The organism is uncultured Dialister sp., assembly GCF_900538805.1.
GTDB lineage: Bacteria > Bacillota > Negativicutes > Veillonellales > Dialisteraceae > Dialister.
Genome location: NZ_UPZP01000013.1, coordinates 1 through 20,084, shown reverse-complemented (window position 1 = coordinate 20,084; position 20,084 = coordinate 1). Strand labels below are relative to the sequence as shown.

The following is a 20,084-nucleotide window of genomic DNA, read 5'->3' as shown; positions in this document are numbered from 1 at the left end:
ATTATTGCGGCAGATGACACTTGCCGGCGATTAGGGCAGCGAAACCACAACCTTCTGAACCTTATGGCACATATCCACCGGCCCTATTGACTCCCAGAAAATAAGAAACTGGAAACATTTCCCCCATTTGTCATATAATATAAAGGTTAACCCCAATAGCGTAATTTCAACGACAGGAGATAGAAAGTACAATGAAACTTGAAGAATTCAATTATGACCTTCCCAAGGAGCTCATTGCCCAGGAACCGGCGGAACCCCGTGATTCCTGCAGGCTCATGATGCTGGATAAAAAGACCGGTGAGTGGGAACATCATCATTTCCGGGATATTCTGAATGAAATCCGTCCGGGCGATGTGTTTGTATTCAACAATACCAAGGTCATCCCTGCCCGTCTGTACGGCAAAAAGCGGGATACCGGCGGCAAGGTGGAAATGCTTCTTCTCACACCTAAGGGCAATGATGTGTGGGAAGTGCTGGTGAATCCCGGCAGGAAGGCGCTTCCCGGCGTGGAAATCGAATTTGCAGAGAACTGTTACTGCAAAGTGCTGGACAAGACGGAATTCGGCGGCCGGGTGGTGGAATTCCACTACGACGGTAATTTCGACAGCCTTCTGGACCAGCTGGGCGAAATGCCTACGCCCCCTTACATTCACAAAAAGCTGGAAAACAAGGATGAGTACCAGACGGTGTATGCCAAGTACAAGGGCTCTGCTGCCGCTCCTACGGCAGGCCTCCATTTCACACCGGATCTCATGGAAGAAATGAAGAAGAAGGGGGCGGAGCTCCTCTTTGTCACACTCCATGTGGGCATCGGCACCTTCCGTCCGGTGAATGAAGAAAATATCGAAGATCATGAAATGCATAAGGAATGGTATACGGTGAACCAGGATGTGGCCGATGAAATCAATAAGGCCAGAGGTGAAGGCCGCCGCATCATTGCTGTGGGCACCACCTCTGTGCGCACCCTGGAGTCCGCGGGCCAGAGCGGCACCCTGAAAGCCGGCAGCGGCTGGACCCAGCTTTACATTTACCCCGGCTATCAGTGGCACATGGTGGACGCCATTGTCACCAATTTCCATCTGCCCGAATCCACTCTCATTATGATGATGGCATCCTTTGCAGGAAGGGAACACATCCTTGCTGCCTATGAGGAGGCGGTAAAGCAGAAGTACCGTTTCTTCTCCTTCGGCGACGCCATGTTTATCAGATAAGGAACAGCTATGGTTATCAACTACGAACTCATTGCGGAGGATAAGAAAACCGGCGCCCGCGCCGGCCTTCTCCACACGCCCCACGGTACCTTCAAGACACCCATGTTCATGCCCGTAGGCACCCAGGCCACGGTAAAGACGGTGACGCCGGAGGAACTGGAGGACATGGGGGCCCAGATTATCCTGTCCAACACCTACCATCTTTTCCTCCGTCCCGGCACGGAGCTGATCCGGGAAGCCGGCGGCCTTCATGATTTCATGAACTGGCACAAGGGCATCCTTACCGATTCCGGCGGATTCCAGGTATTCAGCTTGGGGGCCATGCGAAAGATTACGGAAGAGGGCGTCCATTTCCGCTCCTTCCTGGACGGGTCAAAACAGTTTCTTTCTCCGGAAGTATCCATCCATGCCCAGGAGGACCTGGGAAGCGACATTGCCATGGCCTTTGACGAATGCATTCCCTATCCGGCGGACTACGACTATGCGGACCACTCCACCGCCCGCACCACCCGCTGGGCGGAACGGTGCATCAAGGCCCACACCCGCACGGACCGGGGCATGTTCGGCATCGTGCAGGGCGGCATGTACAAGGATTTGAGAAGAAGGAGCGCCGAGGAAATTTCCGCCATGCCCTTCGACGGCATGGCCATCGGCGGCCTTTCCGTGGGCGAACCTCACGACCTGATGTATGAAATCCTGGAGTACACCACCCAGTTCCTGCCGGTGAACAAGGCCCGCTACCTCATGGGCGTGGGCACGCCGGACTGCCTGGTGGAAGGGGTGGCAAGAGGCGTGGACATGTTTGACTGCGTCTTCCCCACCAGGGTGGCCCGAAACGGCATGGCTATGGTGCACACCGGCCGCATGAACATGAAGAATAAGAAATACGAAAAGGATTGGGCTCCCCTGGAAGAGGGATGCCACTGCTATACCTGCACCCATTACAGCCGGGCCTACATTCGTCATCTTTATAAGTCCGAAGAGCTTCTGGCTTTCCGGCTGGTGACCATTCACAATCTCTATTTCCTCCTGCAGTTCATGCGGGACATGAGACAGGCCATTATTGACGGAAACTTTACGGAATTCCGCGAAAATTTCATGGCAAATTATAAAAGATAAAGACATCCTATTTGTTTTATGCTAAAATGAAGCTATATCTGTTGGAGGTGAAATGTAAGTGGAACAAGCAATGAATATCCTGAGCCTAGTATGGCCTTTCCTTATTCTGGTGGCTATCATGTATTTCTTCATGTACCGCCCCACCAAAAAGATGAAGCTGGAAAGAGGCCGTTTCCTCCTGTCCCTGAAGAAGGGAGACAAGGTGGTGACGTCCGGCGGCGTTCACGGCACCATTAAAGTTCTCCGTGATAAGTACGTGGAACTGGAAATTGCGCCGAAGGTCATCGTAAAGGTTGAAAAATCCGCTATCCAGCACTTTGAAGGCAAGCCTGCAGTAGGCGAAGCACCGGTGGAAGAAGTAATCCCGCAGGACAAGAAGTCCAAGAAGGATGAACCGGAAACCCAGGTGGTGGAAGAAGTGGTAGAAGTGGACGATCCTAAAGATGCGGGCACCGAAGTCATCGAAGAAGAAGTGGAAGTGGATGACAAGGGAGAAGCTCCCAAGGCTGACAAGTCCAAAAACGAGGCAAAAAAATGAAAGAGACGGATATTTCCTCTTCCGAAGTGAAAAAGGAAATCCGCCGGAAGATGCTCGCCCTCAGGCGGGCTCTTTCTGATGATGAGGCAGAAGAAAAAGCACGCTGCCTCACGGAGCGGATTCTTTCCCTTCCGGAATACCGGAAGGCTAAGCGCATTATGGCTTTTCTTGCCATGAAAGGGGAGTCCAACCTGGACGGTCTCATTTCAGAGGCCCTTTCTGAGGGGAAGGAAGTGTACGTGCCGGTATGTCTGCCGGAAAGGCAGATGGAAGCAGGACGGCTCCTTGATATGGACCATTTCGTGAAGGGCCCCCTGGGGCTCCGCGACCTGCCGAAGGGCTATGACACCATCTCTCCGGAGGCATTAGACCTGGTGCTGGTGCCCGGCGTGGCCTGCGACAGGGAAGGAAACCGACTGGGCATGGGAGCGGGTTATTATGACCGCTACCTTACCCGCGTACCCTATGAAAAAAGAGTGGCCGCTCTCTGGGATTTCCAGATAGCGGAAGCCATTCCTTCTGAGCCCTTTGATCAGAGGATGGCCAAAATCGTTACCGATAAAGGTATCATTGTAACGAAAAGAGGTTGAAGTTTTGGAAACAAAAAGGAAAGCTCCCCTGAGAAAGGGAGCTCTTATCCGTTTCTGGGTGGTGATTCTCGCCATTATCGGCGTGTTTGCCGCCGCCGTGGGGCCGCTGGCGGGCCATATCCGTCAGGGCCTGGACCTGCAAGGCGGTACTCATATCGTCATGCAGGCGGAAGATACGCCCCAGAACAAGGTGACCCCCGAGGCCATTACCCAGGTCATCAATATCATGCAGAAGCGTGTCAATGAAATGGGCCTGACGGAACCGATTATCCAGCGGGAAGGTTCCAACCGTATTATCATCGAACTCCCCGGTGAAAGGGATCCCCAGAAGGCCATCGAAACCATCGGTAAGACCGCTGTCCTCGAATTCAAGGATGAAGAGGGCAATGTGAAGCTCACCGGCGAAGACCTGAAGAATGCCAAGGAAGAAATGGGACAGAACAAGCAGCCCCTGGTAGCTCTCCAGTTCACCGATGAAGGGGGCAAAAAGTTCGGCGACTTAACCGCCGCCAACATCGGCCGCCACATCGGCATTTACCTGGACGGTGAACTCCTCACCAACCCTGTGGTGAATGAGGCCATCACCGGCGGTTCCGCCGTCATTACCGGCCAGCGCACCCTGGAAGAAGCCAAGGACCTGGCCATCCTCCTTCGAAGCGGCGCCCTTCCGGTGAAGGTCTCGGTGCTGGAAGTCAGAACCGTAGGACCCTCTCTTGGACAGGATTCCAAGGATAAATCGGTGGTAGCCTTTACCATCGGCATTTCCCTGGTTGTTCTCTTCATGATGGGCGTCTACCGCATGGCCGGCTTTGTAGCCGATACGGCCCTCCTGGTTTACGTGCTCATCCTTCTGGGCGTGCTGAATCTCCTTCATGCCACCCTCACCCTCCCCAGTATCGCCGGCGTTATCTTGTCGGTCGGTATGGCGGTGGATGCCAACGTGCTTATATTTGAACGATTCAAGGAAGAAATCGCAGCGGGCAAGATTCTCCGTCTGGCGGTGCAGGCCGGTTTCAAACGGGCCTTCGTCACCATTTTCGATGCGAACATGACCGTCATCATCACCTCCTGCATCCTCTTCTTCCTGGGCAGCGCTACGGTGAAGGGCTTTGCCTTCTCCCTGGGACTGGGCGTGGCAGTTTCCATGTTTACCGCCATTACCGTAAGCCGTACCCTCCTCATGCTCCTCATTGATGCCAGCTGGATTCATAATCCCTGGTGGTTCGGCGGGAAAAGGGGGTATGACAGATAATGTTTAAGAATTTCGATTTCATCGGCCATAAAAAAATCTGGTTTACCTTCTCCGGCATCCTCGTGGTACTCTCCATTATTTCCATCATCATGTTCCGCTTCAACTGGGGCATCGATTTCACTGGTGGCACCATTCTGGAACTGGGCTTCTCCCAGCCGGTCACCGTAGAGCAGGTCCGTGACGGCCTCCGCCAGGACGGCCTGCAGACCTCCACCATCCAGCTTTCCGGCAACATTTCCGGTGAATCCGGGGACGACGTGATTATCCGCACCAGAAACCTGTCCTCAGAGGAAGCACAGACCGTGGTGTCCCATGTGAATGACAAGGTAGGCGGCGCGGAAGTGAAGCGTATCGAAACGGTAGGCGCCGTCATCGGCTCTGAAGTGACCAAGAGCACACTCTTGAACGTGCTCATTTCCTTCGGTGCCATGATTCTCTACATGTCCATTCGCTTTGAACACAGAATCGCCATTTCCGCCATTGTGGCCATCTGCCATGATATTCTCATGGTACTGGGGGTCTTCGCCTTCTTCCATCTGGAAGTGGACGCCTCCTTCCTGGCGGCCATTCTCACCGTTCTTGGCTACTCCATGAACGAATCGGTGGTTATTTTCGACCGAATCCGTGAAAACCTTCACACCCACAGAAGGACCGACAGCTTTGCTACCCTGGCGAACGATTCCATTCACCAGACCATCCGCCGCTCCCTCTACACCCTGACCACCACCCTCTTCTGCGTGGCATCCCTTTACTTCTTCGGCGGGGACACCACAAAGAACTTCGCCCTGGTCATGCTCATCGGCTTCATCTCCGGCGCCTATTCCTCCATCTGCGTGGCATCCAGCATCTGGGTGACCTGGCATGAACACCTTCACAGCCAGAGAAATGAACCCCATGTGGTGAAGGCGAAAAAAGCAAAAGCCTGATAGGCACAGTAAAAGACTTCCCTTTAAGGGAGGTCTTTTTTTGTGGGGAGACGATAGACGAAAGAAGATAGAAGATAGATGATAGATGATAGACGGCGGCTCCTTCCTGCCGACTGGAATTTACGGCGATTGTCTCAAATGCTCCATGTACCGAGATTCTTCGCTGACGCTTAGGGAAGCGCTGATTAAATCACTGTCTGCTTTTATTCTTGAAATTTTATGCAATGCAAGGAATGGGGCGACGCGAATAGCGAGCTATTTAAGGAGCCCCATGACGAAGCAGTGCATAAAAATTCTTATAAAAGCAGACTCTATGAATTAATCAGTGCTTCCTTAGAATGACGCGCAGGGGAACATTCATCCCGTAACCGACTATCATCGATACCACCGCCTTCTGAACCCTTTGAACCCACTTGCATTTGAAAATATAGTTTTCCAACGCAGAGTGACTCTTCTATCATGTGACATCCCCTGCGGTGAGTAGTAAAATACATATAAGAAACCTGTGATTTCAGAGGAGGATTGCCATGTTTTGCATGAACTGCGGAAAACCGCTGCCTGATGGTTCGAAATTCTGCCCCCACTGCGGGACGCCGGTGCCTTCTTCGGCGGAAGGGTCTTCATCTACGGAGGGCCTTTCTTTGGATGATCTTTTGAAGAAGGTGAATGAGAAGAAGGAAGAAAAAATTTATCCTATTTTCTGTTCTCCTGAAGACGACAGCGAATCTCTCCGTCCTTTCCATGACGGGGAAAGGGGTGTCTATGCTTTTGATATGGACGGCTGCCATTTTGAATACGATGAGCGGCAGGTGGGGTTTTTCCGTCTGTTCAAGGTCATGATGGCTGAAGCAAAGACTACGGAGGAGCTGAGGCGCATTTACCTGGGTGAGGGAGATGTGAAGGGACTTCTTCAATTTGTTTCCGATGAAAAAGCGGTGACGGAGCTCTTTGGAAGTCTCTTTAAAAAGGAATCGTCCCTCCTCATGGGCCGGGGCATTTACGGTTTGGAATTCCAAAATTTCATGGCCAGGGACACAAAGGAAGGGGCCCCTTCTGCATTGGATGCCTGGCAGGATTTCATCGAGTTTCTTCTGGGGAAGGTGGGAGAAATTACAGGCAGCGCCGAGGCGGCCCGGAAGTACCGGGAGCTCCGCAGGGAATACAGAGGCCGGATTATGGGCGGCGGTTTCGGTATAGGCGGCGCCATTGAAGGCATGATTACCGCCGGCATTGCCAATCTGGTCATCGGTGCAGGCCACAGCCTCTTCAATGCCATTGGCAATGCCTTTACGAACAGCCAGGAAAGGCGGGCGCTGGAGGACCTTTATGCATCGGAGGACCTCATGAAATCCTTTATGGCGGCCTATCGAAAAGCAGCAGGAGCCCTGGTGATGGATGCAGCGGATCGGCTGAACCTCCTGCCTTTGGATGAGAAGGACATCGGAGTGCCGGCGCGGATCCTTTCCGCCATCCAAAATGGAGAGCTGGAAAAAGGACGCTGGAAGGAGGGGGCAGCCTATGCCCTGGCCCATAATCCCTGCGATATGCTTTCCTACAAGCTCTTTTATGCCTTCGGCAGGGACAAAGACGGCACAGCCGACCGCATAGCCGAAGCCTTCGGCCTTGCGGGGGCTTTGGAAAAGGTGAAGTACGAACTTTCCATGGCGGTGCTTGCGTCTTACGAAAAGCAGAGGGGACTTCCTCTTTCTGCGCTCCTCAGGCGGATAAAGGAAGGAGGTCAGGCGCTTGATGAAATCATGGACCGGGAGCTTCTTCCCCAGGCAGGAGACATTGCTGCTGCCCTGGAGGGCGTGGAAACAAGATTTCCCTATGACCTTATGGATGAATTAAAGAAGGAAACGGAAGAAATTGTCATTCAGAAGGGAAAATCCGGGGATATAGGAGAAGGAGGCACCATTCCTTCTTTCTATTTCTACCACCGGGACGATGAATCTATTATAGTTCCGGAAGGGGTGACGGCCATTTCGGACTACGGCTTCTGCTACTGCAGAAACCTGAAGGAAATCAGACTGCCAAAGAGCCTTAGGACCATCGGCAGACACGCTTTTTACCGCCTGCCTTCTTTGAAGAAACTTTCCATCCCTTCCTCCGTGTCGGTGTATCCCCTTTCTGCGGCAGAGGGGAAAATGGTGGTGGAACTTTCGCCGGAAACCATGGTGGAGGATGATGAGGACCGGAAATCGGAAGTACGGCTTGATATTCCTCTTGCCGGCAGGGCCTATGAATATATGGAAGAAAGAGACCTTCTGGAAAGTCATACCACCATTTTTACGATGGAAGGCGCCAGGCATATCATTTCCGCTAAAGAACACCCGGACCTGCCGGTGGAATACAGGCGGCTCCTTCCGGATATTTCAAAGCTCATGGAAGAGGATGATGACCGCTTTCCAGAAGTCATCCACGTTCCGGAAAACGGAGAAGCCGCTTTCTATACGAAACTGGACCGGGGTGCCTTCACCAGAGCGCCCATCTGCTATCTCCATCTGAAGGGGGATATCAAAGAAATCGGGGAATCCTGTTTCCAAAAATCCACCCTGTATCAGATGAAGGCGGATGAGGGCCTTGAAACGATCGGGGCCCGTGCCTTTGAAGGACTGCTTTACCTGGCCAAGGCAGAGCTGCCATCTTCTCTTTCCTCTGTGGGAGACCATGCCTTTGCCCACTGCCGGGACCTCCATTTCATGGAACTTCTCCAGAAGGACTGCCGCATCGGGGAAGGGGTCTTTGAAGGTGATGAAATCACGGTGTGCTGCCTGCCGGGAAGCGCCTGGGAAACCTACTGCCGGGAAAACCATATTCCCTATTTCCTGAAGGGAGAAAAATCACCCCTTGCAAGGGAAGCGGAAGAGGAGCAGTGGAAATTGAAGGGCTGGGCTAAAAATCACTGGCGCATTTACAATGATTCCAAATTCTACAGCCAGAGCGGATTCCTGGACGATTTCAAGCGCATTGCACCGGCTGCCGCGAGTATCCGCGGCATTCCGGTGGACAGCCATGGAAAGGAAATGGAAGACAGGGGCAGACGAATCTATTTCATAAGAATCCAGGCGGAAAAGAACGGAGACTATGACCGGGAAGCCATGGCCGAAGCCATCAGGGAGAATCCCCAACAGCCGGTGTATACATCGAAAGACGGAAAACGGAATATCCTCATTTATCCCTGGTCCATGGGCTTCCACAATTACATCTGCACCGACACCTGCCTCCATGCAGCTCTCCTCTACGTGAACGGCGGTACAAATATTGAATACATCGGTGAAAATGCCTTCGCTTCTTCCGAGCTCATTGCTTTCTACGGGGAAAAGGTGCGGGAAGTATGGGCCGGCGCCTTTAAGGGCTGCTGGGCACTGACCTATGTGGAACTGGGAAATTATCTGTACCGGCTGGAAGATGAAGCCTTTGCAGACTGCCCGAATCTTAGGACCATCACACTCCCCTCAAACCTTCGGGGGATAGGGAAAAACGTATTCAAAAATACGCCGGTCACCGTGAGATGCGAAAGAGACAGCTCCGCCTATACCTACTGCATGGAAAACGGCATTCCCGTGGAATGCTGGGATTAGGGGGGCCGCTATCCGCTATCCGCTATCCGCTATCCGCTTACCGTGGAATTTCTTCCCGCAAGTGTGAAGCAGGAAAGATAGAGTATAAGGTCGGCCGCGAAGCGACCTATATTCTTCACCGCTGTAGGCGGTGATACCACCACCCTCTGAACCCTTTGAACCTTCTGAACCTTTTGAACCCGGGGACGCGAAAGCGTCCCCTTTCATGTTGGCTATAACTTCAAACTATATCTACCCATGATTTTCATATATTAACGCATATCGCGCTTTCTATGGTAGGATAAACCCATCAGAAATCACAGGAGGCAAAACATATGACGAAGAAGATTCCATTTCGCAAAGATATAGTAGGCAGCTTTTTAAGACCGCAGGCGCTGAAGGATGCGCGGGCTGCCTTTGAGGAAGGGCGGATTTCCGCCAGGGAGCTTAAGGCGGTGGAGGACAGGGAAATCCGCATCCTGGTGGAGAAGGAAAAGGCCAATGGCCTCCGCGACTTTACGGACGGAGAGTTCCGCCGCTCCTTCTGGCATCTGGATTTCCTGGCAGCTCTGACGGGCTGTGAGCAGGTGGCGGCGAAGGCATGGTCCGTCCATTTTGAAGGAAAGCAGCCCAAGGCCACCACTTTCCGCATTACAGGGGAGCTGGATTTCCCGAAAGACCATCCCTTCCTTGCCCATTTCCGTTTCCTGAAATCTCTGGAAGATGAAGACCATGTGGCCAAGATGACCATTCCCTCTCCCTCCATGCTTCACCTCATGACCTGCGTGCGGGAAGAAAATCCGAAGCTGCCGGATCTGTATGCAGGAAAGGAAGACGTCCTTTTCCAGGATATCATCAGCACCTACCGGAAGGCGGTGAAGGCTTTCTACGATGAAGGCTGCCGGTACCTGCAGTTTGACGATACCTCCTGGGGCGAATTCTGCTCCAAGGAAAAAACCGATGCTTACCGGGCAAGGGGCGCGGATTTGGAGCATATCAAGAGGAAATATGTGGAAGTGCTGAATGAAATCCTTCGGGATAAGCCGGACGATTTGACCATCACCATGCACATCTGCCGCGGCAACTTCCGCTCCACCTGGTTCTCCTCCGGCGGCTATGAACCGGTGGCGGAAATTCTCTTTGGCTCCTGCCATGTGGATGGCTTCTTCCTGGAATACGACAGTGACCGGGCCGGCGATTTCAAACCCCTCCGCTTTATCAATGGACAGAAAGTGGTGCTGGGACTCATTACCAGCAAAACTGCGGCCCTGGAAAATCCGGAGGACCTGAAGGCAAGAATCAAAGAAGCCTCCGCCTATGTGCCCCTGGACCACCTCTGCCTCAGCCCCCAGTGCGGATTCGCTTCCACGGAAGAAGGGAATATCCTCACCGAAGAAGAACAGTGGGCCAAAATCCGCCTGGTCTGCCAGGTGGCGGAAGAGGTCTGGCAGGACGCATGAAATAGAATGACCAATGAAAAAGCAGGCTCATCCCGTGGAATGGCCTGCTTTTTATTGCTCAAACCTCAAAATCTCAATTCTATCTTCTATCTTCTATTATCTATCATCTATCTTCTAATTTCTATCTTCTATACTCTTCCCTGTTCACCTTTCCCTTCACCGGCTTTCCGTCCATAAAGGCACGGATGTTTTCGAGGGCGTTCATGAGGGCTTCCCGGTGGGCGGTGCGGCTCATTTCTGCATTGTGGGCGCTGCCGATGACGTTGGGGAAGGCAAGGAGAGGGTCGCCATTCCTGGGGTACGCTTCATTTTCTTCCCACCACACATCCATGGCCACATGGAAATGGGGGCAGGTCTTCACTTTTTCCCAAAGGGCCTCTCTCTCAATGAGATGGGCCCGGGCGACATCCACAATCATGGCATCATCCTTCATGAGGGAGAGAATATGGCGGCTTATGATTCCCTCCGTTTCCTTTGTAAGCGGCAGGGCAAGCACCAGTACGTCCGCTTTCTTCACTGCCTCTTCCAGTTCTTCCATGGTATAGGCTTTGTCAAGGAGAGGGGACTTTGGCCGGCGGCGGGAGATGGCGGCAAGGCGGCAGTGGAAGGGAAAGAGTACTTCGGCCACCGCCTGTCCGATGCCGCCGAAACCTGCGATGAGCACGGTCTGTTCGGAAAGGAGTTTCTGGTGGTAGCCAAGGATATGGAATTCTCCCTGCTGCAGATCATGGAGCTGTTCCCGAAGGCAGCGGTTCAGGGCGATAATCATGCCGCAGGCGGACTCTGCAATGCCCCTTGCCCAGCCGCCGGAATTGCAGTAGAGGCGGATGTTTTCCGGCAGCTTTTTGAAATCCAGATGGTCCACGCCGGTCCTGGTGGTCTGCACCATGGATGGCCTGGAGAGGAGGGGGATTTCATCTTTCCTGATGTCTCCCACAATATTTCGGGAAAGCACAATGTCCGCCTTTTTCAGGGCCTCTTTTCTTTCTTTTTCATCCAATTCTTCCAGCCAGGAAATGGAAGCGTCCGGGAAGAGGGAGAGAATATCTTTTTCATAGGTTTCTTTGATGGACGGTGCAATGACAATGTTCATGGTTTTTACTCCTTGATTTATAGGTATAGGTAATTCAGATGAGGCTGCGAAAGGAATCGGCAGTGCTTCTTTTACATCTGCCCCGTTCAGGGCAGCGTGATTCCTTCCAGATGGCTGATGTAGGATTCCAGATGGTCCATGTACCGGGCAGCCATGCCGCGGAGGACAGTGCCTTTGAGAGTGATGCAGCCCAGGGTCATTTCCTCGCTGCTCTCCAGCGGGAGCGAGAGGATGTCCGTGCCGTTCAGGTCTTCGCTTAGAATGCCGGAGCAGATGGTGTAGCCGTCAAGGCCAATGAGCAGGTTGAAAAGAGTGGCCCTGTCGGTGACTACGATGTTTTTGGGGCTGTACTCCTGGATGAGGGGCTCTTCGGAAAAGTAGAGGGAGTTGTGGATGCCCTGTTCATAGGTGAGACGGGGATAGGGGAGAAGGTCCTCCAGGGTGACTTTGGAGCGGGAGGCCAGGGGGTGGCGGCGGCTGAGAAATACGTGTACCGGCGCTTTGAAGAGGGGACGAAATTCCATGTCCGCTTCCTTCAGGATATGGAGGAGCACGCTTTCCCGGAAATGGTCAAGAAAGAGAATGCCCAGTTCGCTCCGCCCCAGCCGCACGTCTTCGATAATATCATAAGTGCGGGACTCCCGGAGGGTGAATTCGTATTTCTCCCGTCCGTATTCCTTCACCAGGGCCACGAAGGCATTCACCACGAAGGCGTAGTGCTGGGAGGATACCGCAAAGACCCGTTTTAAAGGGGGCCCTTTCTTGTAAGCATTTTCCAGAAGGTCTGCCTGCTCCACCACCTGCCGGGCGTAGGAAAGGAATTTCACCCCTTCCTCCGTAAGAAGGGTGCCCCGGCTGGTGCGCTGGAAGAGGGCGATGCCCATTTCCTTTTCCAGCTCCGCCATGGACTTGGAAAGGGAGGGCTGGGAAATGAAAAGCTGCCGGGCCGCCATGTTGAACGAGCCTGCCTGCACGATGGCAATCACATATCGAAGCTGCTGCAGTGTCATGGGATTCTCCTTCATGGAAAGATGGGGATTTCCTTTTATTATAGGATGATTTTCCTCCGGCGGAAAGGGGAGACGATAGACGATAGATGATAGAAATTTTGTATCAGGCGCAGGAAACTATGTTCTCCATATCTATCCTATCCGAATTGTGTTATAGTGATACATATTGATTATTTCAGACATATTGAATGAAGAAAGGCGGAGTTCGATGAACATTATTGATGAACTGAAATGGCGTGGCGCTGTCAATCAGCAGACAGATGAGGAAGGGTTGTACAAGCTGGTAGGGGAGAAATCCATTTCCCTCTACTGCGGCATTGACCCCACCGGCGACAGCATGCATATCGGTCATCTGATTCCTTTCATGATTCTGAAGCGTTTCCAGCTGGCCGGTCATCATCCGGTCATTGTTATCGGCGGCGGCACCGGTTCCATCGGGGACCCCTCCGGCAGGAAAACGGAAAGGGTGCTCCAGTCCCAGGAGACCATCCAGCATAATGCGGAGTGTTTGACTGCCCAGATGAAGAGGCTCTTCGGCGAAGACGGCTTCACCATGGTGAACAACTATGACTGGCTCTCCAAGATTTCCCTTCTGGAATTCCTCAGGGACTACGGCAAGCTGTTCAACATCAATACCATGCTGGCTAAGGAAGTGGTGGCTTCCCGTCTGGAAACGGGGATTTCCTTCACCGAATTCTCCTACCAGATTCTCCAGTCCATCGATTTCAAAATGCTCTACGACAAGTACAATGTGCAGCTCCAGATCGGCGGCGCCGACCAGTGGGGCAACATCACCAACGGCGTGGAGCTTCTCCGCAAGACGGAGGATGTGCATGATGCCTTCGGCCTCACCATCCCCCTCATGCTGAAGGCAGACGGTACCAAGTTCGGCAAAACCGCCGGCGGCGCTGTATGGCTGGATCCGAAGAAGACCTCTCCCTATGAATTCTACCAGTTCTGGTTCAACCAGGACGACCGGGATGTGGTGAAGTACCTGAAATATTTCACCTTCCTCTCCCATGAGGAAATCGACGCTCTGGGAAAAGAAGTGGAAGAACATCCGGAACACAGAAGTGCCCAGCGGAAGCTGGCAGAGGAAGTGACCCGCTTCGTCCACGGCGAAGAAGGACTGGCCCAGGCCGAAAAGGTGACCCAGGCACTCTTCTCCGGCAATATCCAGGAACTGTCGGGCGATGAAATCGAAGGGGCCTTCCGCAACACCAAGGGCGGAGAAGTACATGAAGCACCTATCAACATCGTGGAAGCCCTGGTGCAGGGCGGCGTGGAAAAATCCAAGCGCCAGGCAAGGGAAGACGTAAAGAACGGTGCCATCCGCGTAAACGGTGAGCAGATTCGTGACGTGGAAGCCAATGTGTCCGCCCATCCAAATACAAAGGGCAAGTTCATCATCATCAGGAAAGGCAAAAAGAACTACTTCTCCATCGAAGTGAAATAAGATTGATGTAAAAAGCTCTCCTTTGGGAGGGCTTTTTTAGTGGGCTGGTGGGTTAGTGAGCTAGTGAACTAGTGGACTAGGGAAGCACTGATTAAGGAAACGCCGATTAAATCGTTACCTGAAAATCCTCCAGCCCAATGGACCGGTCAATCTTAAGAACTTTTCCGCCCCCTGAGCGAAGCGAACACAACCCTTCTACACAACCCGCGGCGAAGCCGCGCCCCCTTTCGCGCCCAAAGGGCGCTGAACCCTTTGAACCTTTTTCTATATGTGCTATACTGTAATGTATTGAAGTTTCTATATTTGAAAAGGAGAGAAGTATGAAATTCTCGTTTAACCACAACAATTTCAACGTGCTCGATCTGAAGAAGAGCATCGCATTTTATGAAGAAGCCCTGGGACTCAAGGTAACAGGTGAGTACAAGGCTCCGGACGGCTCCTTTATCCTGGCTTACCTGGGGGACGGCAAAACGAAGCACAGGCTGGAGCTTACCTGGCTTAGGGACCGGAAGGAACCCTACAATCTGGGGGAAAATGAATTCCATCTGGCCTTTGATGTGGACGACATGAAGGCGGCCCACGAAAAGCATAAGGCCATGGGCTGCATCTGTTTTGAAAATCCGGCCATGGGTATTTATTTCATCAATGACCCTGACGGATACTGGATTGAAATCATTCCGGAGGATATGTGATGGACCCCATTTTTGTACGTACCGCCCGCATTATCGGAGAAAAGGGCGTTGATTTTCTTTCTACTAAAACCGTGGCCGTTTTCGGCATCGGCGGCGTAGGCTCCTATGCGGCGGAAGCCCTGGTCCGCGCCGGCGTGGGCCATTTGATTTTTATTGACAAGGACGCCGTGGAGGATTCCAACCTGAACCGCCAGCTGGTGGCGGACCGTACCACCATCGGTAGAAATAAGGCGGATATCATGGTGGAAAGGGCGCACCGTGTAAATCCTTCCTGCGACGCCAAAGCCATGGCTGTGTTTTACCGGCCGGGGGATGAGGATTTCATCAAGAATCTTCATGCAGACTACATCATCGACGCCATTGACGATGTACCGGCGAAAGTGTCCATTGCGGAAATCTGCTATAAGCTGAAAATTCCGGAAATTTCATCCATGGGCACCGGCAACAGGCTTCGCCCGGAAATGCTGCAGATTGCAGATATCAATAAAACCTCCGTGTGCCATCTGGCAAGGAAGATGCGTAAGGAACTCAAGGACCGCCGGGTGCGCCATCTGACGGTGGTGTACTCCAAGGAGCTGCCCCATAAGCCCATAGGCGAAGGCCATGCGCCGGGGTCCACCTCCTTCGTGCCGCCGGTGTCGGGCATGATGATGGCAGGCTATGTCATCAGAAACCTTTTGAAAGAAGCAGATATTACCTAAGGAAGGGAAAAAATATGGTTGAAATCCGTCATCCGGACTGGGTGACCATTCGGGAAAATGGAAAAGACGTGCTTGGCTACAACCAGGAATGGTATCCGGAGAAAAGGCAGAAACTGGCAGGCTGCGGTCCCACGGCAGGCAGCATGATGGCTGCCTACATTGAACGGAGGCAGTGGGGCAAAAAGGTGGAAAACCGGCAGGAGGCTCTTGCCATTATGCTGGATATCTGGAAATACGCCACACCCCGCATGCACGGCCTCTATAAGACCCGCTGGCTGAAGGAAGGTCTCACGGCGTACATGAAGGAAAGGGGCCTTAAAGGAAAGGTGGAAGCCCTGCCTATTCCTTCCATCCGCCTCCTGGCGCCGAAACTTCCCAAGGTGGCAGATTTCATCAGGAAAGGCCTTGAAGCGGACTGCCCCATCGGGTTCCTGAACCTTCACAGCGGCGGAGAACCCATTCCCTACCACTGGCACTGGATGCCTTTGGTGAAAATGGAAGAACGGGACGACGGCATTTACTGCACCCTCTGGGACGAAGGAACGACCCATGTGTTCAACCTGGGAAACTGGCTGAAAAAAACAAAATTCGGCGGCGGATTCGTAAGAATCACCGACTCCGGAGCAGACTAAAAAGAGCAGCGCCTGGCGCTGCTTTTTATATGTGAATGGATAGTTTCCTGTTTGGCATGGGGACACTGCGTATCAACGCAGCAGGAAACCTTTCGCGAACAGTTTCCTGTCCGGCACGACAGCATTGCGTATCAACACAGTAGGAAACCTTTCGCAAATAGTTTCCTGTCCGGCATGACAGCCATGTGTATCAACGCAGCAGGAAACTTTTGGCGGATAGTTTCCTGTTTATCATGATAGCAATGTGTATCAACACAACCCTCTGAACCCTTTGAACCCTTTGAGTCTTTCAATTCATTCCTAACTCATAGTCACTATTTCTCCCCAAAAGGAGTATAATAAAGAAAAACAAGTATTATTACCGGATTTTCAGCAGAGGTGAAGTGTATGAAGAAACAATGGGTTACAGTCATTCTGGCGGCGTCCCTCGCCCTTCCTGTATATGGGGAAGCAGAAGCCTATGATGGTTCCTCCATTCTTGGCCGTATCCTTTCCGGCGGCATTTCCCATTCCCGGACGGTGAAAACCAGACCGGCGGTGGTAAAAACTTCGACCGGAAAGAAGACCCGCTACAAAAACGCCATGGGTGCCCTGCAGAACCTGCAGTGGGTAGGCGTGGCCAAAAGTTCCGGCGGCAGCATTTATTTCGACCAGGATACCATGAAAGATACCACCCGCAATGGAAAAAGGCGGGTGACAGCTACGGTGAAGAACGAATTTACAAAAGCCGGTGCCAAAGCGGTGGAAGAAAGCAGCGACGGTGTGGTGGATAAGGATGAGGTGTCCTATTCCCTTTTCCTGGTGGATTTTGGTGAAAAGGACTGCTTCATCGCCAGCCCGGTGATTTATTACGATAAGAAGGGAAATGTGCTGGCCCAGAAGAAGGCGGTGGAAGCCTATGCGGACATTACCGGCATGAACTACGGCAAACCCTATGGCGCAGGAAGTATGGAACTTAAAATCAAGGAAAAGGTATTCAGCTATGCGGACCGGGTGAAGGAAGAGGAAAAGGACAGACAGGCGGAAAATCAATAGGCCGTGAAAAAAAGACCTCGCAGCAGCGGGGTCTTTTCATTTCAGAAATCAGCCTTCGTATTCTTCGAATTCATCTTTTCCAGCGCCGCACATGGGGCAGATGTAATCAGCCGGCAGGTCTTCGAATTTGGTGCCCGGTTCAATGCCGTTGTCCGGGTCGCCCTGGGCTTCGTCATAAATCCATCCGCAGATTTTGCAAATGTACTTCTTCATAATTTCCTCCGTTCCCCTGCACTCTCTGCAGGAATCACATATGGCAGAGCCATAAACCTACATTCATTATACCATAGTTATCATAGAAGAGTGTAGAAGATAGAGCTGGCTATCCGCTGTCCGCTGGCCGCCTTCGATGGCTCCTGTATTTATAAACAGGTGAATCACTGTCGGCGTGTACCCGATATACGCAGGACAGCATCGGGGGGCAGAATGAAGTAACATCACGCTGCAGTTTATTATAGAGCCCTGTTATATAAGATAGAATAAATTTTTTGTATGGACTTGGGCAGGAAGCTGAGTAAAATGATAGATGATAAAGTGCTGTATATATATCGATTGTATTGGAAGGAGGGCAGAAGGAGAGAGTAAAGGGTTTTAGTTATTTCTATTTAAAGGGGAATTAAATATGAAAAAAGAAGCTCTTTTATTAAGTTTATGTTTATTAATGGGGACTCCCGGCGGTATGGTCAGCCTGGCTGAAGCGCCTACGGGAACGGAGCCGGCTATCATGGCTTCTGCCGAACCGATAGAAGCACAGAATGAGAAGAAGGACACGGATACGGAAGAAGGACAGCCCGATTTCAAAGAAAGGGCCAATGCAGCGCTTCATCCGGAGGAAAAAGCGGAGACTTCCACCGTTCAGGAAGGGGACCTGTATATTCCTAAAGATACACAGATACGGCTTGAACTGGTGGACCCGATTAGCTCGAAAAAGTCTAAGACCGGAAATACCTTTAAGCTGAAGACCATGGAAGACACTATTATCAATGATGTAGTGGTGATTCCTCAGGGAGAAGAAGTGCAGGGCATCATTGTAAAGGCCCATGGAAATGGTATGTTTGGACGCGGCGGCAAGTTGGAGTTTAATGTACCCTATGTGGCAACCATAAACGGTGTAAAGGTACCGGTCAATGGATATGTGAACGCCCATGGGCGTCAGGACGCCGGAGCGGTAGCGGTGGCAGCTGCAGTAACAGTGGTAGGCGGACTGTTCATGAAAGGCAAAAACTACTACTATAATCCGGGACAGGAATTTGTGGTTACTGTAAAGGAAGATACCGATTTGGAAGCAACTCCGGATAATCTGGAAGAAGTCATGGACCCTGCCAACCAGACCCATGGAAACTCCATTACTGTAGCGGCCAGGTAATATAAAATTTTGGCAAAACAGTCTCTGCGAAGAATGATTCATTCTCCTCAGAGGCTGTTTTTTATTGCGAAATGGCAGCAGGAATGTCAAATGGCTGCTTTGCAGCGTCCTGCTGCAAAGCATTATATATTGCGCCCGACAGGGCGCCACCACAACTCCCTGAACCCCCTGAACCCTCTGAACCTGGATTGCTTATGCTTAACAGCGTGAACCGCTCCTCTTGACTTCTAAACATTACCCATGATATATTCTCTACAATACTCTATCTTTTGGATAGGAATTTAAAAGGAGGTTTTCATATGGCAAAGAAAAGATCAGCAGGTGTAGCAGGACTTGGACATGTGGGTGCCCATGCGGCATTTTGTCTGGGAATGATGGGGATTGCTGATGAAATCCTTCTTTGCGACGTGAAGGAGCAGAAGGCCATCAGTGAGTGCCAGGACCTGAATGATGCGGTCATGTACATGCCCAATCATACGGTGTACAAAGTCACTGATTATGCAGGATTGAAGGACTGCGATGTCATTATTAACGCAGTGGGAGATGTGAGCCTCTGTGCCACGGGAAACCGGGACGATGAGCTGGAAAACAGCGTGCGCCAGGTGGCGGATTATGTGCCGAAGGTGATGAAAGCGGGATTTGATGGGATTTTTGTGACCATTACCAATCCCTGCGATGTGATTGCCCATCTTATTGCCAAACTGTCCGGACTGCCCCGGGGCCGGGTGGTGGGGACGGGAACCCTGCTTGATTCCTCCCGCCTTATCCATGCCATTTCCGACCAGACCGGCCTTGATGCCAGAGGATTCTTTGCCTTCATGATGGGTGAGCATGGAAGCGCCCAGATGGTGCCCTGGTCCCAGGTGAATTTCTATGGCCAGACCCTGGCCCAGATGGAAAGGGATCCCCGCTTTATTTTCGATAAGGACAGGGTTCAGGAAAAGGCCATCAAAGGCGGCTGGGTGACCTACCAGGGCAAACAGTGTACGGAGTACGGCATTGCTTCCGCTGCTGCTACCCTGGTGAGGACTATTTTCCACGATGAGAAACGGATTCTTCCCTGCTCTGTAGAACTCTCCGGTGAGTACGGTGAACATGATGTATTCTGCGGCGTGCCGGCGGTTATCGGAATCCATGGCGTGGAGGAAGTGCTGGAGTACCAGCTCACGACGGATGAAATGAAACGGTTCAAAGAATGTGTGGACACCATCCACAGAAATATTGAAAGGGGAAATCAGTTCCTTCCCCGGTAACGGAAAAGGGGCTGTGAAAAAATGATTGATTTCTCCTCGGATAGTTAGACAATTTGGCGGCAGACGCCTTATCATAGGTCTGCAAGAAACAAATTGACGCAAACACTCACCCCGCTTCATTGTCATTTCGACCGAAGCCGGTCAGCCGCCAATAGGAAAGCCTCTTATTGGGCAGGCTAGAGGCCAA

18 protein-coding genes are annotated in these 20,084 nt (G+C 52.1%); 15 read left to right on the top strand and 3 right to left on the bottom strand.

Translation table 11 applies throughout. The annotated features are described in order from the left end of the window. The first annotated feature begins 191 nt into the window (after window positions 1-191). The 8 genes from queA (at window position 192) to QZQ29_RS02475 (ending at window position 10,659) form a co-directional block, all read left to right on the top strand. Entirely contained in the window at window positions 192-1,211 is a 1,020-nt protein-coding gene (queA, locus tag QZQ29_RS02510) for a tRNA preQ1(34) S-adenosylmethionine ribosyltransferase-isomerase QueA (RefSeq protein WP_296959175.1), read from the top strand. Window positions 1,212-1,220: 9 nt separating this feature from the next. Then, window positions 1,221-2,330 carry a tRNA guanosine(34) transglycosylase Tgt gene (gene tgt / locus QZQ29_RS02505; RefSeq protein WP_296959171.1) on the top strand — a complete coding sequence of 370 codons (1,110 nt, stop codon included), beginning with the start codon at window positions 1,221-1,223 and terminating at the stop codon, window positions 2,328-2,330. 58 nt (window positions 2,331-2,388) lie between these two features. Next, window positions 2,389-2,868, top strand: coding sequence for a preprotein translocase subunit YajC (gene yajC, locus QZQ29_RS02500; RefSeq protein ID WP_296959167.1), 480 nt, complete (start codon window positions 2,389-2,391; stop codon window positions 2,866-2,868). Then, window positions 2,865-3,458: a 5-formyltetrahydrofolate cyclo-ligase gene (locus tag QZQ29_RS02495; protein ID WP_296959164.1), complete on the top strand. Its 594-nt coding sequence runs from the start codon at window positions 2,865-2,867 to the stop codon at window positions 3,456-3,458. Before yajC ends, QZQ29_RS02495 begins: the two co-directional genes overlap by 4 nt. 4 nt (window positions 3,459-3,462) lie before the next feature. Continuing rightward, window positions 3,463-4,710 (top strand): protein translocase subunit SecD, encoded by a 1,248-nt coding sequence (secD, locus tag QZQ29_RS02490; protein WP_296959162.1) that lies wholly within the window; start codon window positions 3,463-3,465, stop codon window positions 4,708-4,710. Next, window positions 4,710-5,636 carry a protein translocase subunit SecF gene (gene secF, locus QZQ29_RS02485; protein WP_296959159.1) on the top strand — a complete coding sequence of 309 codons (927 nt, stop codon included), beginning with the start codon at window positions 4,710-4,712 and terminating at the stop codon, window positions 5,634-5,636. Before secD ends, secF begins: the two co-directional genes overlap by 1 nt. A 527-nt stretch (window positions 5,637-6,163) precedes the next feature. Then, on the top strand, window positions 6,164-9,220 hold the full coding sequence (locus QZQ29_RS02480) for a leucine-rich repeat protein (RefSeq protein ID WP_296959157.1): 3,057 nt from the start codon (window positions 6,164-6,166) through the stop codon (window positions 9,218-9,220). A gap of 314 nt (window positions 9,221-9,534) precedes the next feature. After that, the gene (locus tag QZQ29_RS02475) at window positions 9,535-10,659 is read left to right on the top strand and encodes a 5-methyltetrahydropteroyltriglutamate--homocysteine S-methyltransferase (protein WP_296959155.1); all 1,125 of its coding nucleotides are present in this window, start codon (window positions 9,535-9,537) and stop codon (window positions 10,657-10,659) included. 121 nt (window positions 10,660-10,780) lie between these two features. Here QZQ29_RS02475 and QZQ29_RS02470 read toward each other — a convergent pair whose 3' ends face one another. Both QZQ29_RS02470 and QZQ29_RS02465 read right to left on the bottom strand, forming a co-directional pair. Further along, entirely contained in the window at window positions 10,781-11,752 is a 972-nt protein-coding gene (locus QZQ29_RS02470) for an NAD(P)-dependent oxidoreductase (protein ID WP_296959153.1), read from the bottom strand. Window positions 11,753-11,838: 86 nt separating this feature from the next. Next, a complete protein-coding gene (locus QZQ29_RS02465) occupies window positions 11,839-12,762 on the bottom strand; it encodes a LysR family transcriptional regulator (RefSeq protein ID WP_296959151.1) in 924 nt (307 codons plus the stop codon). 208 nt (window positions 12,763-12,970) lie between these two features. Between QZQ29_RS02465 and tyrS the strand changes: the two genes are divergently transcribed. The 5 genes from tyrS to QZQ29_RS02440 all read left to right on the top strand — a co-directional run bounded on the left by tyrS (window position 12,971) and on the right by QZQ29_RS02440 (window position 17,278). Continuing rightward, window positions 12,971-14,218: a tyrosine--tRNA ligase gene (gene tyrS / locus QZQ29_RS02460; RefSeq protein ID WP_296959149.1), complete on the top strand. Its 1,248-nt coding sequence runs from the start codon at window positions 12,971-12,973 to the stop codon at window positions 14,216-14,218. Window positions 14,219-14,538: 320 nt separating this feature from the next. After that, window positions 14,539-14,910 carry a VOC family protein gene (locus QZQ29_RS02455; RefSeq protein ID WP_296959146.1) on the top strand — a complete coding sequence of 124 codons (372 nt, stop codon included), beginning with the start codon at window positions 14,539-14,541 and terminating at the stop codon, window positions 14,908-14,910. After that, a complete protein-coding gene (locus QZQ29_RS02450) occupies window positions 14,910-15,611 on the top strand; it encodes a tRNA threonylcarbamoyladenosine dehydratase (protein ID WP_296959142.1) in 702 nt (233 codons plus the stop codon). Before QZQ29_RS02455 ends, QZQ29_RS02450 begins: the two co-directional genes overlap by 1 nt. A 14-nt stretch (window positions 15,612-15,625) precedes the next feature. Continuing rightward, window positions 15,626-16,243 carry a hypothetical protein gene (locus QZQ29_RS02445; protein ID WP_296959139.1) on the top strand — a complete coding sequence of 206 codons (618 nt, stop codon included), beginning with the start codon at window positions 15,626-15,628 and terminating at the stop codon, window positions 16,241-16,243. Window positions 16,244-16,630: 387 nt separating this feature from the next. Beyond that, window positions 16,631-17,278, top strand: coding sequence for a hypothetical protein (locus QZQ29_RS02440; RefSeq protein WP_296959136.1), 648 nt, complete (start codon window positions 16,631-16,633; stop codon window positions 17,276-17,278). Window positions 17,279-17,326: 48 nt separating this feature from the next. Here the strand turns inward: QZQ29_RS02440 and rd are convergent, their stop codons facing one another. Continuing rightward, window positions 17,327-17,491, bottom strand: coding sequence for a rubredoxin (rd, locus tag QZQ29_RS02435; RefSeq protein WP_296959134.1), 165 nt, complete (start codon window positions 17,489-17,491; stop codon window positions 17,327-17,329). A 409-nt stretch (window positions 17,492-17,900) separates the two neighbouring features. Here rd and QZQ29_RS02430 point away from each other — a divergent pair, with 409 nt between their 5' ends. Next, a complete protein-coding gene (locus QZQ29_RS02430) occupies window positions 17,901-18,644 on the top strand; it encodes a hypothetical protein (protein ID WP_296959132.1) in 744 nt (247 codons plus the stop codon). Between the two features lie 299 nt (window positions 18,645-18,943). Further along, window positions 18,944-19,897: an L-lactate dehydrogenase gene (locus QZQ29_RS02425; RefSeq protein WP_296959129.1), complete on the top strand. Its 954-nt coding sequence runs from the start codon at window positions 18,944-18,946 to the stop codon at window positions 19,895-19,897. Window positions 19,898-20,084: the final 187 nt, after the last annotated feature.